We start from the raw sequence: 13,345 nt of genomic DNA on the forward strand, positions 1-13,345 counted from the left end.
GAATCCGGCTGTGTCTCAGATCTTCCCGCCCGGAAACATCGTCTTGACGGCCTGCGTGATGGTCTCGCGGGCGGCGGCGGCGTCATCGGGATCCAGGGAGCTGATCGCCATCACGTAGCGGCGGTCGGGTCCGATTGCGCCGGTGGACACGTGCAACTGGTTGGCGCCGTTCCAGCAGCAGAACCAGCCCTGTTTTACCGCGACCGGTTCGGCATAGAGCCCCTCGGGGATGCCGAACCGCTGCGGGTACCCGTCACTTCCCGTCGGTGTGGATTGCGCGAGGTCGCCGATGATGACGCCGGCCTGTTCGGGTGGCAGCCCGCCGGTGCCGTCCAACAGCATGGCGTAGTAGTGGACGAGATCGTTTGCGGTGCTTTGCGTGACGTCCCAGTGCCCGTTGTACGGCGCTGTCGTGCCCGGCAACCCGTACCGGGCCTTGATGCGCGCGATGACGGCGTTCTGACCGCTACGGTCCCAGAAGGTCTGGGCGGCGCTGTCGTCGGACGAGCGCAGCATGACGTCGAGCAACTGGCGGTCGGACGCCGATAGTGTCGTTTTGCCTAGGGATTCTTGCAACAGCAGGTCGTCGGCGATGAACAGCTTCACCACGGACGCGATCGGGAAGGGCCTGTTGGCCCCGTTGGAGACGGTCTGGCCGGTGGTGCGGTCGAGCACGACTGCCTCGATATCGGCCCCAGACTTTGCCGCGTCAGCAGTGGCTTGACGGACTCGGGCGTCGAGTCCGGCCAGTGGCGCCGCCGGCTCGGCGGGCGGGGCTTGGGGAGCGAACGTCGCCAGTGGCGTGTCCCCCACGGTCGCAGGCGCACCCTCCGCCTGCGCCTCGCAACCGCTCACGAGCAGTGCCACCCCGACGGTCGCCATGCTCGTCATCGCCCATTTCGGCAGCCGCCAGCGCATAAATCTCCTCCAACAGATCCTGAATCAGGGGTCAACGCTGCGCCCACCGTTAACCCCAGCTTAATCGGCCGGCCCCGCGGCAGAGGGGTGAGCGAAGGCTTCTGTCTACGCAGCCTTCACGGATGCAGGTTCCATTGGCCCACATCCTGGGCCAGGGCATCGCTGACATCGACTTCGAGCCCGCCGACCACCGGGCCTGGATTCGATGCGGTGCTCACCACGCGCTGGTAGAGCACGGCGGCGGGGTAGATCTGACCACCCGACCATGACCGGGTTTGCCACGCCCAGACGCGGCCGGGCGAACGTGACCGTCCGATGACGCCGTCGGTGGTGGCCCACTGGCACGGCCTTATACCGCCGTAGATGCCGGTGCGCTGCACGCCGAGTACCGAGTTGATTCCCCGAAACCATTGCAGTGCCACATTGTTCCAGGTGTCGCGGTCGATATCGTCGTCCACACTGAAGAAGATGGGTGCACTCTGGCCGCCACCGGCGGCGGTGTGGAGCTGCCATGCGGTGCGGGCGTCGGCGACGCCGCCGGCGTAGCCCCGGGTGAAGTCCGACGGTGCGGTCCCGCCCGGCTTGCCGTATTGGTAGTTGCTGACGATCGCCAGCCCAGCGGCGGTCAGCGACTGCGCGTAGGGCAGGGTGATCGGCTTGGCACCCATCGACGAGCCCGGGCGTGACGTCGAGACGTAGTTGATCACGCCGGCGTGCCCCGCTGCCAGGATGTCGCGAGCCGGAATCTGGCGCATGGCAAAGTCGATCAGAGTGGGCGCGGCTGCCGACGCCGTGGGCGCGCCGGCACGTGCCGCTGCCGCACCCAGTCCGGTCACGGCCGTCACGGCGGCGGCGTAGCGCAGCGCGTCACGGCGGGAGACCGGGCTGACGCGCGGCTCGTTGGTCATCCACGACGAGTCGGACACCGAGCGATGTTAACAATGGGACTGCTGTTAAGCATGTTGCCTCGCGGGGCGACGTGGACTCTTTCGGCCGCGCTGTCCTCATCGCCCCTCATCGCCGCATACCCGCGTGGACGCGCGCAGCAGCTGATGCGTTTCGGAACCGAAAGGCAGGGGTAGCCAACGGTCTCATTCGAACGCAACCTAGGGGGAGTCACCATGCGCGCTGAAGAAGGCGACGAGTCGATCGCGGAGTTGGCTGATTTCGCCGGGCAGGCCGAACAGGCGCTGGAGGAGAGCATCGCGGAGTTGGAGGGCAAGAAAGTCGCGATACTGGCCACCGACGGCGTCGAGCGTCGCGAGCTGGAAGAACCCCGGGAGGCGTTGCGCGCCGCCGGAGCAAGTACCGAACTCCTTTCACTGCAAGATGGTTCGGTCGGTATGCGCGACCATGACTTGGAGCCGGCAGGGGAGACGCCGGTGGAGCGTGTGGTGGCGGAAGCGACGCCCGCCGAATTCGATGCGTTGGTGATTCCCGGTGGCACAGTCAATGCCGACAAACTGCGCAGTGATGCCAAGGCGGTGACCTTCGTGCACGACTTCGTCGAATCGGGTAAGCCGGTCGCCGTGATCTGTCATGCCCCGTGGACGTTGATCGACGCGGGTGTGGCCAAGGGCCGGACGTTGACTTCCTACCCGAGTCTTCGCATCGATCTTCAGAACGCGGGTGCTTCGGTCGTCGACCGCGAGGTCGTGGTCGATGGAAACCTGATCTCCAGTCGTTCGCCCGACGACCTCCCGGCGTTCTGCGCCGCCATCGTGGAGGCCCTGGCCCAGAAGTGACCGCCTACGCGGCGACCGTCGCGGCTCTGCGGGAGATCGACATCGCATGGCTGGTCCAGCGCTCGCCCGTGCGCACCAGTCGCCGGGCAGTCTTCCGGCCGGCCGACGAGCGGCCCCCGGTGTGGAGCTGAGATCCGCCGAGTGTGGACATACCGAGTGTGGACATCGCGCCGACATCGTTGGCTCGACGGTGATCGCCTTCAGTCATCACGACGTACAGGTCGGTCGTGGCCGCGAGCATCTTCGACTGCACCGCGCGCAGAACGTCGCGGCACTGTTCCGCCATCGGGGCACCCGCTTCGGCGAGTTCGACCACGAGCCAACCCATCTTGGCCAGCACTCGGGCGTCGCGGTACACGGTGAGGAGCGGCGGAATGCGCGAAGCGGAGGGGACTTGCCGCGCCAAGGCGAGAGCCTCGCGTTTGGCTTCGGCGCAGCCGGTCTGGACCTGATCGTTGTCGCGGCGGACCTCATCGATCACCAACAACGTGTCCGAATCACTTAGATCGCCCACCGCCAGTAGCGACGCTTCCAGGAGTCCGCAGACCTGTTCCAGCGTGAACCGCAGCTCGCCCAATCGATCGTCGAAGGTGGCTTGCCGGATCGCAACGTCTGGCATGAGGGGTCCCCTCGGTCCGGGAGCGTCTGAAATCGGCTCGACCGCGATCGAATAGCCGATTCGGCCGGCTTTCAAACAGCGCAAGAGCGCCCGTGGTCACGGACAACTGGGATAGATCTCCATCACCGTCGAGACGAACAGGTCCGCGACTGCCGAATCACCTTGTGACACCTGCGTATAGTCCCGCTTCACCTCCGCCACGGATTGCCCGTGCTGCAGCCGTGCACAGATGAGATGTGCATCGCGCGCCGTCATGGACGGGTTCGCGATGCTGAGCCCGTGGGAGCGCAAACTGGTCACCAGCTGCTGGTCATATTCGGCGAGGGCACCGGGGGCGAGTCCACTGGACGGAGACGGCGAGGCCGTGGTCGCCGGCTGGCTCGGATGGGGTGAACCGGGGGTCTCGTCGGCCTGCAGGTGGAGCGCAGCGAGCGTCGCGCCGCCGACCACCACCAGCGCGCCGGTGGCAGCTGCGATGGCGATGACTACCTGGCGCGTGCCCATGAGACGGCAGCGTAGCCGGTCTGCCTCGTTGCGGTCATTTCCTGTCCGGCAAGCGAAGGTGTCGGACTCTACGACGCAAGGAAGATGAATCTGATTGGCATGAAAAGTGATTCGCAGTCAGCCGCCGAATCCCCCGGACAACAGCCTGCGCAACCTCTCGACCGCGGCGGTGTGCTCGATCTCCGCATCGGCGAACCCGCCGTGCAGGCTGGCGCCGACCATCACCGCGTAGAGCATTTCCACCACTGCAGCCGTGTCGGTGTCGTCGGTCAGTTCACCCCGCGCGACAGCGTCGCCCACTGCCGCTGTCAGGAATGCCAGGGCATCTTCGCGCGGTGCGCAGTGGCGATTCTTCAAGTCGGGGTGGCGGTAGGAGTCCAGGACCACGGTGGCGAAGAACGTGGCGCGGCGCCGGTCGACGACGATCAGCGCCATGAACGCGGTGAGCTGCTCGAGCAGTGTCGTTTCGCGTGCGGCGGTCGCGACCGCCACTGCGATATCAGCACTCGCCCCGTCCAGCACTCCGTCGTAGACGGCCCGCTTGGACGGGAAGTAGCAACGCAGCGCCGGGCGCGTGACGCTCGCTCGGCGTGCGATCTCGCCTGTCGTCGCGCCTTCGTATCCGACTTCACCGAAGACTTCGCGGGCAGCCGCGATTATTCGCTCTCGCGTCTCTGATCCGCGAACTCCGATCGGCCGTCCCATTGGTCTTTGCACCAGATGCCCCCAGTGGCGATCTTGGCACGGTTCTTCATGCGGTGCATCAACTCTTTGCCAAAATTGTCAGTCTGTGCACAGAAACGACGTCGATCGAGCCAATCAACGAGGTCTGGTGGGCTGCCGAATCCGTCCCCGGGCCAGTGAGGCGGTGGCAGCCACGAGCGCCAGACCGATCGAGACCCCGAAGACCACGGTGAGCCCCTGGTGGAATGGCGCGCTGATGAGTTGCGGGAAGAATTCGCGGCCGGTGATGACATCACGATCGGCAGTCGGCAGCGCGGTGAGAACGCCGCTCGGCGTCAGCAGGTGCTCGAGCGGATTGACGCCCAGCACCGCGGCGAACAGTGTCGACACCGGTGGCAGCCCAGCCACTTGGTGCGCCACGTCGCCGGGAATCCCACGGTCCTGCAACCCGGTTGCCAAGGCACCGGGCAGGCTGCCGGACAGGCCGACGACCATCAGGGAGAAGAACACCCCGATAGACAGCGCGGTGCCGCTGTTCAGGAATGTCGCACGCATGCCGGACACGACGCCGCGCTCGGCGGCCGGCACGCTGCCCATGATGGCCGAGGTGTTCGGTGCGGCGAACATCCCGCTGCCGACACCGTTGAGCGCGATGAGTGCGGCGAACATCCAGTACGGAAAGTCGATCGGCAACAACAGCAGACCGACGAAGCTCAGCCCGAACAGCACCATGCCCGAAGACGCGATACCGCGGGCGCCCAACCGATCCGACAGCGCACCCGAGGCGGGACCGGCGATCAAGAAGCCTGCCGTCAGCGGCAGCAGGAAGATGCCCGCCCACAGGGGTGTGTCGGCGTAGTCGTAACCGTGCAGTGGCAGCCAGATGCCCTGCAGCCAGATGATGAGCATGAACTGCAGGCCACCTTGCGCCAGCGCCGACGCAAGCGTGGCGATGTTGCCTGTGCTGAAGGCCCGAATTCTGAACAGGCTCAACCTGATCATCGGCTCGGCGACACGGGATTCGATGATGACGAACGCGATCAGCAGCAGTATTCCGGCGGTCAGCGTGCCCAGGACGAACGGGCTGTGCCACCCGGTGGGATGCCCGCCGTGCGGCTGGATTCCGGAGGTGATGGCGATCAGAACTGCAGACAATCCGACGGCGAAGGTGATGTTCCCCCACCAGTCGATCCGCCCGCGGTGCCGTTCACCGTTGTCGCGGAGCCGGCGATAGGCCCAGATGGTGCCGAAAACTCCGACCGGCACGTTGACCCAGAACACGGCCCGCCAATCCCAGGCCGCCAGCAGTCCGCCCGCGATGAGTCCGATGAACTGGCCGGCCAGTGCGGCCACCTGGTTGAAGCCGAGTGCGAAGCCGCGCCGGTCGGAGGGGAACGCATCGGTGAGGATGGCGGCCGAATTGGCCGTCAGCATGGATCCGCCCACGGCTTGCAGCAAGCGCCAGCCGATCAGCCACTCCGCGGCGGACGACCCGTCAAAGGGGTCGAACGACAACAGGATCGAGGCGACGGTGAAGACGGTGAAACCCAGGTTGTACACACGCACCCGGCCGTACATGTCGCCGATCCTGCCCAGGGTCACGACGAGTACCGATTGGACCAGGCGGTAGCCCATGATCATCCACAGCAGATACGTGATGTTGGCCGGCGCCAGCGGGTCCAGGTGGATGCCGCGGAAGATCGCCGGCAGTGAGATGATGACGATCGATCCGTCCAGGGCGGACATGAATACCGCCGCGGTGGTGTTGGTCAGCGCGACCCAGCGGTAGTTGTCCGGGGCCTCGGTGGATTGCTCTTCGACAGTCATCTAGAGGCGCTGCGCGAGTCGCTCGATCAGCGGCGCGGCGGCGGCCAACTGGGCCAGTTCGTGGGCCGTGAAGCCGGCCAACCCGGCCGCGAGCTGGTCGACGCGGGCGTCGCGCCGACGATTGACCTCTCGACTGCCGGAGGCGCTGATGGACAAGAGAATTCGCCTTCCATCGGTAGGGTCGGGCTGACGGGTGATGAACCCTCTGGCTTCGAGCTCTCCGATCGTGGTGCCCATCGACTGTGGACTGATCTGCTCCTGTCGCGCCAGATCCGCCGAGGTGGCGGGTCCGCACCGGTCCAACCGACTCAAAGCGGCCATCTGAGGGAACGTCAGAACGTCGGCGACCGGTCGCTGCCGAAGGCGCCGGCGCAGTAGGCCCATGCACAGGAACAGTGACCGTGCCACCTGCTCGGTTTCCCGGCTCTCACCCATATCATCAGGCTAGACTTATCAGTCTGGATTGATCAACCCGTGAGGGCGGGCAACTCATGCGGGCTCCACATCGGTCGGAACCAATTCGCGAAAGCGCATGCGCAAGCGCTTGCCTACCCCTAGGCTGCCGAAGAACGTCGCGTGATCGGCGTCACATCGAGGACAAGGGGGTCCGCATGTTCGACAAGCGCAACAAGGGCACGCTCGCCGTAGGAGCGGTGCTGACGGCCGGTTCGCTGGTACTCGGTCTCACCGGTTGTGGCGGATCGAGTTCGGGCAGCGTCAAGGTCGGCCTCATCACCAAGACCGACTCGAACCCGTACTTCGTGAAGCTGCGAGAGGCCGCGAAGGCGCAGGCCGACAAGGACGGCGCCCAGCTGATCGCCCTCGCGGGCGCGTTCGACGGTGACAACGAGGGCCAGGTCGCGGCGATCGAGAACATGGTCGGCCAGGGCGTGAAGGGCATCCTGATCACCCCGAACTCCTCCACCGGGGTGCTCGACGCGATCAAGAAGGCGCGCGACGCCGGCGTGGTGGTCATCGCACTCGACACCGCCACCGATCCCGAGGACGCCGTCGACGCCACCTTCGCCACCGACAACAAGGCCGCGGGCGTCAGCCAGGGCAAGTGGGTCAAGGCCGCGCTCGGCAACACACCTCCCCAGGTCGTGATGCTGGATGGCACCCCGGGTGGCACCGTCGACACCTTCCGGCACGACGGCTTCCTCGAGGGCTTCGGTATCACCAACGACTCACCGGAGATCGTCGGCCGGGAGAGCACCAACGGCGACCAGACCAAGGCGCAGACCGCGATGGAGAACATCCTGCAACGCGCCCCAGGCGCCAACGCGCTCTACACCATCAACGAGCCCGCCGCCGCCGGTGCGTACCAGGCGATCCAGTCCGCCAACCGCGCAGGCCAGATCACCATCGGGTCGATCGACGGCAGTTGCACGGGTATCGCGGACGTGAAGTCGGGGAAGATCGGCGCCACGGTGCTGCAATTCCCGGCCAAGATGGCCGAGCAGGGCGTCGACGCCGTGGTCAAGTTCGCCAAGGACGGCACCAAGCCGAGCGGTTTCAACGACACGGGCTCGCAGCTCGTCACCGACAAACCGGTTCCCGGACTCGAGTCGAAGGACACCGCCTGGGGCGAGAAGAACTGCTGGGGCTGAGCCGAGACATGACCACCGGCGCACCTGCGACAGCACCAGCTGCGGCCAAGCCCTCGGTATCGAGCCGGTTCAACGCGGCAAGCATCCTGCGTGAACCATTGCTCGGTCCGCTGGTGGCGCTGGTCATCGCGATCATCATCTTCAGTGCGGTCTCGGATTCGTTCCTCAACCCGCAGAACGTCTCGCTGATCCTGCAACAGTCCGTGGTGGTCGGCATTCTGGCCGTGGGCCAGACGCTGATCATCCTGACCTCCGGTATCGATCTGTCGATCGGCGCGGTCGCCGTCTTCGGCACAATCGTGATGGCCCAAAGCGCCGGTGCGGCAGGACCGGTCGTGGCGCTGGGGTCGACGCTGTTGGTGTGCATGGTGTTCGGTGCGCTCAACGGCGGGCTCGTCACGGTGCTCCGCCTGCCGCCGTTCATCGTCACGCTGGGAACGTTCACGGCGATCCTGGCGGGCACCCGGCTGCTCGCGGGTTCGCAGACCTACCGCGTGCCGCAGGGACCGTTGACGTTCCTCGGCACGTCCTTCCGGATCGGGTCGTTCTCCACCACCTACGGCGTGCTGGCGATGCTCCTGGTCTACCTCGCCATGGGGTACGCGCTGTCCCAAACCGCCTGGGGCAAACACATATACGCCGTCGGCGGTAACCCGCAGGCGTCTAACTTGTCCGGAATCAAGTCCGGGCGGGTGCTGTTCTCGGTGTACCTCACCACGGGCGTGATCGCCGCCATCGCCGCGTGGGCGGCCCTGGGACGCATCCCGAACGCCGACCCGAACGCGTACCAGAACGCCAACCTCGAGACGATCACCGCGGTGGTCATCGGTGGGACCAGCCTGTTCGGTGGGCGTGGCGGGGTCGGCGGAACACTGGTGGGCACGTTGATCGTCGGCGTGCTCCGCAACGGTCTCACCCAGGCCGGCGTCGACAATCTGTATCAGAACATCGCGACCGGAATCCTCGTGATCGTCGCGGTTGCAGTGGATCAATTCGCGCGCAGGAGATCGCAGTGACGACCGGGAAGACCACCGGGATGACGACCACCAAGAGCGGCGTACCCGTGCTCGAAGCCCGCCGTCTCGTCAAGAAGTACGGCAACGTCACCGCCATCAACGGCGCCGACTTCGAGCTGCGCGCGGGTGAGGTGCTCGCGGTCATCGGTGACAACGGCGCCGGGAAGTCCAGTCTGATCAAGGCCTTGGCAGGCGCGGTGATACCGGATTCGGGCGAGATCCTGATGAACGGAGCACCGGTGTCGTTCAAGAGCACCCGAGACGCCAGAGCGGCCGGAATCGAGACGGTGTACCAGGATCTCGCGGTGGTGCCGGCGCTGGACATCGCGTCGAATCTGTACCTCGGACGCGAGGTCCGGCGAAAGGGCATCGCGGGCAGCCTGTTCCGTCGCCTGGACATGCCGAGAATGCGTCAGGAGGCATCCCAGCACCTGGCGGATCTGAAGATCGGCATAAAGTCCGTGAACCAGGCCGTCGAGACGTTGTCCGGGGGTCAGCGTCAGGGCGTCGCGGTGGCGCGCGCGGCCGCCTTCGGTCGCGGGGTGATCATCATGGACGAGCCGACCGCCGCGCTCGGGGTCCGGGAGTCCGGACAGGTCATCGACCTGATCAAGTCGATCCGCGACCGCGGTATCCCCGTGGTGCTCATCAGTCATGACATGCCGCACGTGTTCGAGGTGTCCGACCGGATCCACATCCACCGACTGGGGCAACGTGCCGGTGTCGTCGATCCGAAGAAGCGCTCGATGTCCGAGGTGGTCGCGCTCATGACCGGTGCAGAGGAGCCCACCGATGAGGAACGCGCCGGACTCTGAGGGGGCGCCGGTCGGGGTCTTCGTCGGACTGGCGACCCTCGATGTGATCCACCGGATCGGAGCAGCCCCTGCGGTCAACCAGAAGATCACCTCCACCGCGCAGTTCGTCGCTGCGGGTGGACCAGCCGCGAACGCCGCCGTCACCTTCGCGGCGCTGGGCGGTCGCGCGATCCTCGTGACCGCGCTCGGCGATGATCCCGTCGCCGATTTGATCCGAGCCGATCTCGCCGCGTACGGCGTGCGCGTCGTCGACGCGGTGACCGGTACTACTCGGGCGGTGCCCGTGTCGTCGGTGGCGGTCGTCGAATCGACGGGTGACCGATCGGTGGTCTCACTCGACGCGGTCACCTCCGACGCGTCACCACCGGCAGGCCTCGGTGATCTCGTGGCGGAAGCCGAGGTGGTGCTCGTCGATGGCCACCACCCGCTGATGGCCATCGCTGCCGCGGAATTCGCGGCGGTCCGAGGTGTCACGCTCGTCGTGGACGCGGGCCGATGGAAACCGGTCATGGGTGAGCTGGCCGGCTACGCGACGGACATGGTGTGCTCCGACGACTTCCGGATGCCGGGCGCCGGCGACACCGCGTCCTCCGCAGCGGCGTTGGTGCGCACTGGTGTTCGCACCGTCGTCACCACGCACGGCGGCGACCCCGTGCAGTGGTGGTCCGCCGGCGAGTGCGGGTCCGTGCCGGTGGAACCGGTGGTGGTGGTCGACACACTCGGTGCCGGCGATGTCTTCCATGGTGCATATTCGTACTTCTCGACCCAGAGCGAGCGCGGCGTGGCCGAGCGCATCGATCGCTCGGCTCGGGTCGCCGCACTCCGGTGCTCGGTCATCGGGCCACGGGCATGGCTGAACGAACTCCCCACCCAGCAGACTCGAAAGCGAGAACGGTGACCATCGAGCGAGACGTACAGGACGCCACGTTGGAGGATCTCGTCGAGTGGGCCACAGCCCTCGTCGTTCCGGGCGAGCGCCGCATTCTCGGCCTGACCGGCGCCCCCGGAGCCGGGAAGTCCACCGTCGCCGAACGACTCGTCACCGCGCTGGGCCCGGACACCGCCGTGCTGGTCCCCATGGACGGCTTTCATCTGGCCAACGAAGTCCTGATCGACCTGGGCCGTCGGGACCGCAAGGGTGCGCACGACACGTTCGACGACGACGGGTATGCCCGGTTGATCGCCGCCCTTCGGGCGCAGCGCGCCGACGACGCGATCGTGTACGCGCCCCGGTTCCGGCGCGAACTCGAAGAGTCGATCGGCTCGTCCATTCCGGTCCCGCCCACGGTGCCCCTGGTTGTCACCGAGGGCAACTACCTCCTGCTGGAATGCGACGCGTGGCCCGCGGCGCGAGCCTGCCTCGACGCGGTCTGGTTCCTGGCTCCCGACACCGACGTTCGCCACGCGCGGCTGGTCCGGCGACACGAAGCGCACGGCAAGTCCCCGGAGGACGCGGCGTTCTGGGCGTTCGGGTCCGATGAACGCAACGCCCAACTGATCGAGTCGACCTCAGGTCGCGCCGACCGAATCGTGCGTATCCGGTGACCACGATGGGCGATGTGGCCCGTATCGCCGGCGTCTCTGCCTCGACTGTCTCGCACGTGCTCAACGGCACCCGCAAGGTCGACACGGCGACGCGGCTGCGCGTCGAGGCCGCCATCGAGCAGACCGGCTACCGCCGCAACGTGGTGGCGCGAGCACTGGCGGCAGGACGCACGCACACGGTCGGACTGTCGATCTCCGCGTTGACCAACCCGTACTTCGGGAGCCTGGTGCACGCGGTGGAACGTGCGCTGTCCGATGCCGGGTACGTCCTGATCGTCGGAGATTCCCACGACGACGTCGACTCGGAGCGACGTGTCACCGACTCGCTGCTGGACCGGCAGGTCGACGGGATGATCGTGGCGCCGGCGGCCGGCTCGGAGCGGGTCACCCTCCCGCAGGTCACCCGCACGGGAACCCCACTGGTCCTGATCGATCGCTGGGTCGACATCGCCTGCGATCAGGTCGGTCCGGAGAACTTCTCCTCGGCGCAGTCGCTGACCGAGCACCTGCTCGACCTCGGACACCGCCGGATCGGGGTCGTGCGCGGCCTTGCCGGGATCTCCTCCACCACCGAGCGGTTCGACGGCTACACCGCGGCCCTCGCAGACCGCGGTATTACGGTCCACGCGGATCTGGTGGTGGACGGCCAGTCCAGCACGGACGTGGCGGAACGCGAGGTCTGCGAGCTGATGTCGCGGGCGGACCGGCCCACCGCGCTGGTGTCCCTGAACAACGCCATGACCATCGGCACGCTCAAAGCGGTGCGCAGCCTCGGCTTGTCCATTCCGTCCGACGTGGCACTGGTCTGCTACGACGACTTCGAATGGTCAGATCTCTTCGAGCCCAAGCTCACGGCGGCGGCGCAGGATGTCGAGACGATCGGTGCCACCGCGGTGGAACTGCTGCTGCGCCGGATTCGAGGGCACGATGCCGCGCCGCAACGGATACGCGTGCCGACGACGTTTCACCATCGCAATTCATGCGGATGCACGTAATGCCCAACCCCGCCCTCTTGATAGGACCCCCACCATGCCGATAGCCACCCCTGACCAGTACGTGGCGATGCTCGATCGGGCCAAGGCGGGCGGGTTCGCCTATCCGGCGATCAACGTGACCAGCTCCCAGACGCTCAACGCTGCGTTGCAGGGCTTCGCGGAGGCCGAGAGCGACGGCATCATCCAGGTGTCGCTCGGCACGGCACTCTACTTGTCCGGCAACGTGGTTCAGAGCCGCTTCGCCGGGTCCAGGGCCCTCGCGCTCTACGCGCACGAGGTCGCCTCGCACTACCCGGTCACGGTGGCCCTGCACACCGATCACTGCCCCGCCGAGAATCTCGACGACTGGGTCCGGCCGTTGCTCGCCGACTCGCTCGAGCGTCGCAGCCGTGGCCTCGACCCGCTCTATCAGTCGCACATGTGGGACGGATCGGCGGTGCCCCTGGACGAAAACCTGCGCATCGCAGCGGAATTACTGGAGGCGTCGGTAGCGGCGAACACGTTGCTGGAGATCGAGGTCGGCGTGATCGGCGGTGAGGAGGACGGCATATCCCGTGAGATCAACGAGCAGCTGTACTCCACCGTCGACGATGCGCGCGCGACCATCGAGGCGTTGGGCGCGGGGGAGCGCGGTAGGTACCTGACCGCGTTGACGTTCGGCAACGTGCACGGTGTCTACCACCCGGATTCGGTCCAGCTGCGCCCGGAACTTCTGCATGAGATCCAGACCGTCATCGGCGGGGAAGTCGGGCGACCCAAGCCATTCGACCTCGTCTTCCACGGCGGATCGGGATCGAGTGCGGAGGACATCGCGTCCGCGGTCGCCAGTGGTGTGGTCAAGATGAACATCGACACCGACACCCAGTACGCGTTCACCCGGTCGATCGCCGGGCACATGATGGGCAGCTACGACCAGGTGCTCAAGGTCGACGGCGGCTACGGCAACAAGAAGGCCTACGACCCGCGATCATGGGGCAAACCGGCCGAGAACGCGATGGCCGCGCGGGTCGTCGAGGCCGCGCAGACCTTGGGTTCGGCCGGCCGGTCCGTGCGCTAGCCCGTTGCGG

The 13,345-nt window shown here is 66.6% G+C and carries 15 protein-coding genes; 8 read left to right on the forward strand and 7 right to left on the reverse strand.

The window, feature by feature from the left end:
- Positions 1-15: 15 nt before the first annotated feature.
- Together QN239_RS02890 and QN239_RS02895 are read right to left on the reverse strand one after the other, a co-directional pair.
- Positions 16-918 (reverse strand): serine hydrolase, encoded by a 903-nt coding sequence (locus QN239_RS02890; protein WP_499008101.1) that lies wholly within the window; start codon positions 916-918, stop codon positions 16-18.
- Between the two features lie 116 nt (positions 919-1,034).
- A complete protein-coding gene (locus QN239_RS02895; protein ID WP_499016519.1) occupies positions 1,035-1,826 on the reverse strand; it encodes a DUF1906 domain-containing protein in 792 nt (263 codons plus the stop codon).
- 303 nt (positions 1,827-2,129) lie between these two features.
- On the opposite strand from QN239_RS02895, the gene QN239_RS02900 reads away from it, so the two are divergent.
- Positions 2,130-2,663, forward strand: a complete 534-nt coding sequence (locus tag QN239_RS02900; RefSeq protein WP_499016521.1) for a type 1 glutamine amidotransferase domain-containing protein — start codon at positions 2,130-2,132, stop codon at positions 2,661-2,663.
- 4 nt (positions 2,664-2,667) lie between these two features.
- Here the strand turns inward: QN239_RS02900 and QN239_RS02905 are convergent, their stop codons facing one another.
- The 5 genes from QN239_RS02905 to QN239_RS02925 form a co-directional block, all read right to left on the reverse strand.
- On the reverse strand, positions 2,668-3,282 hold the full coding sequence (locus tag QN239_RS02905; protein ID WP_499008102.1) for a hypothetical protein: 615 nt from the start codon (positions 3,280-3,282) through the stop codon (positions 2,668-2,670).
- 96 nt (positions 3,283-3,378) lie between these two features.
- The gene (locus QN239_RS02910; protein WP_499008103.1) at positions 3,379-3,786 is read right to left on the reverse strand and encodes a DUF732 domain-containing protein; all 408 of its coding nucleotides are present in this window, start codon (positions 3,784-3,786) and stop codon (positions 3,379-3,381) included.
- A gap of 117 nt (positions 3,787-3,903) precedes the next feature.
- Positions 3,904-4,491 (reverse strand): TetR/AcrR family transcriptional regulator, encoded by a 588-nt coding sequence (locus QN239_RS02915; RefSeq protein WP_499008104.1) that lies wholly within the window; start codon positions 4,489-4,491, stop codon positions 3,904-3,906.
- Positions 4,492-4,605: 114 nt separating this feature from the next.
- Positions 4,606-6,297 (reverse strand): MFS transporter, encoded by a 1,692-nt coding sequence (locus tag QN239_RS02920; RefSeq protein ID WP_499008105.1) that lies wholly within the window; start codon positions 6,295-6,297, stop codon positions 4,606-4,608.
- Positions 6,298-6,732, reverse strand: coding sequence for a MarR family winged helix-turn-helix transcriptional regulator (locus tag QN239_RS02925; RefSeq protein ID WP_499008106.1), 435 nt, complete (start codon positions 6,730-6,732; stop codon positions 6,298-6,300).
- Positions 6,733-6,908: 176 nt separating this feature from the next.
- Here QN239_RS02925 and QN239_RS02930 point away from each other — a divergent pair, with 176 nt between their 5' ends.
- The 7 genes from QN239_RS02930 to fbaA are packed head-to-tail and all read left to right on the forward strand — an operon-like array spanning position 6,909 to position 13,335.
- Entirely contained in the window at positions 6,909-7,907 is a 999-nt protein-coding gene (locus QN239_RS02930) for a substrate-binding domain-containing protein (protein ID WP_167154910.1), read from the forward strand.
- An 8-nt stretch (positions 7,908-7,915) separates the two neighbouring features.
- A complete protein-coding gene (locus tag QN239_RS02935; RefSeq protein ID WP_499008107.1) occupies positions 7,916-8,923 on the forward strand; it encodes an ABC transporter permease in 1,008 nt (335 codons plus the stop codon).
- Positions 8,924-8,943: 20 nt separating this feature from the next.
- The gene (locus tag QN239_RS02940; RefSeq protein WP_499016524.1) at positions 8,944-9,738 is read left to right on the forward strand and encodes an ATP-binding cassette domain-containing protein; all 795 of its coding nucleotides are present in this window, start codon (positions 8,944-8,946) and stop codon (positions 9,736-9,738) included.
- Positions 9,716-10,636: a PfkB family carbohydrate kinase gene (locus tag QN239_RS02945; RefSeq protein ID WP_499008108.1), complete on the forward strand. Its 921-nt coding sequence runs from the start codon at positions 9,716-9,718 to the stop codon at positions 10,634-10,636. The genes QN239_RS02940 and QN239_RS02945 overlap by 23 nt, the downstream gene beginning before the upstream one ends.
- Positions 10,633-11,283: a nucleoside/nucleotide kinase family protein gene (locus QN239_RS02950; RefSeq protein ID WP_499008109.1), complete on the forward strand. Its 651-nt coding sequence runs from the start codon at positions 10,633-10,635 to the stop codon at positions 11,281-11,283. Before QN239_RS02945 ends, QN239_RS02950 begins: the two co-directional genes overlap by 4 nt.
- Positions 11,284-11,288: 5 nt before the next feature.
- Positions 11,289-12,278, forward strand: a complete 990-nt coding sequence (locus QN239_RS02955) for a LacI family DNA-binding transcriptional regulator (RefSeq protein ID WP_499016527.1) — start codon at positions 11,289-11,291, stop codon at positions 12,276-12,278.
- 34 nt (positions 12,279-12,312) lie between these two features.
- Positions 12,313-13,335 carry a class II fructose-bisphosphate aldolase gene (gene fbaA, locus QN239_RS02960; RefSeq protein WP_499008110.1) on the forward strand — a complete coding sequence of 341 codons (1,023 nt, stop codon included), beginning with the start codon at positions 12,313-12,315 and terminating at the stop codon, positions 13,333-13,335.
- The last annotated feature ends 10 nt before the right edge of the window (positions 13,336-13,345 follow it).

Source organism: Mycolicibacterium sp. Y3 (assembly GCF_051188035.1).
GTDB classification, from domain to species: domain Bacteria; phylum Actinomycetota; class Actinomycetes; order Mycobacteriales; family Mycobacteriaceae; genus Mycobacterium; species Mycobacterium fluoranthenivorans.

What these genes read in the sequence shown, in the direction of transcription:
- QN239_RS02890 (WP_499008101.1), bottom strand. Translation starts at nt 918, where the DNA reads ATGCGCTGGCGGCTGCCGAAATGGGCGATGACGAGCATGGCGACCGTC.
- QN239_RS02895 (WP_499016519.1), bottom strand. Translation starts at nt 1,826, where the DNA reads ATGACCAACGAGCCGCGCGTCAGCCCGGTCTCCCGCCGTGACGCGCTG.
- QN239_RS02905 (WP_499008102.1), bottom strand. Translation starts at nt 3,282, where the DNA reads ATGCCAGACGTTGCGATCCGGCAAGCCACCTTCGACGATCGATTGGGC.
- QN239_RS02910 (WP_499008103.1), bottom strand. Translation starts at nt 3,786, where the DNA reads ATGGGCACGCGCCAGGTAGTCATCGCCATCGCAGCTGCCACCGGCGCG.
- QN239_RS02915 (WP_499008104.1), bottom strand. Translation starts at nt 4,491, where the DNA reads ATGGGACGGCCGATCGGAGTTCGCGGATCAGAGACGCGAGAGCGAATA.
- QN239_RS02920 (WP_499008105.1), bottom strand. Translation starts at nt 6,297, where the DNA reads ATGACTGTCGAAGAGCAATCCACCGAGGCCCCGGACAACTACCGCTGG.
- QN239_RS02925 (WP_499008106.1), bottom strand. Translation starts at nt 6,732, where the DNA reads ATGGGTGAGAGCCGGGAAACCGAGCAGGTGGCACGGTCACTGTTCCTG.
- QN239_RS02930 (WP_167154910.1), top strand. Translation starts at nt 6,909, where the DNA reads ATGTTCGACAAGCGCAACAAGGGCACGCTCGCCGTAGGAGCGGTGCTG.
- QN239_RS02935 (WP_499008107.1), top strand. Translation starts at nt 7,916, where the DNA reads ATGACCACCGGCGCACCTGCGACAGCACCAGCTGCGGCCAAGCCCTCG.
- QN239_RS02940 (WP_499016524.1), top strand. Translation starts at nt 8,944, where the DNA reads ATGACGACCACCAAGAGCGGCGTACCCGTGCTCGAAGCCCGCCGTCTC.
- QN239_RS02945 (WP_499008108.1), top strand. Translation starts at nt 9,716, where the DNA reads ATGAGGAACGCGCCGGACTCTGAGGGGGCGCCGGTCGGGGTCTTCGTC.
- QN239_RS02955 (WP_499016527.1), top strand. Translation starts at nt 11,289, where the DNA reads ATGGGCGATGTGGCCCGTATCGCCGGCGTCTCTGCCTCGACTGTCTCG.
- fbaA (WP_499008110.1), top strand. Translation starts at nt 12,313, where the DNA reads ATGCCGATAGCCACCCCTGACCAGTACGTGGCGATGCTCGATCGGGCC.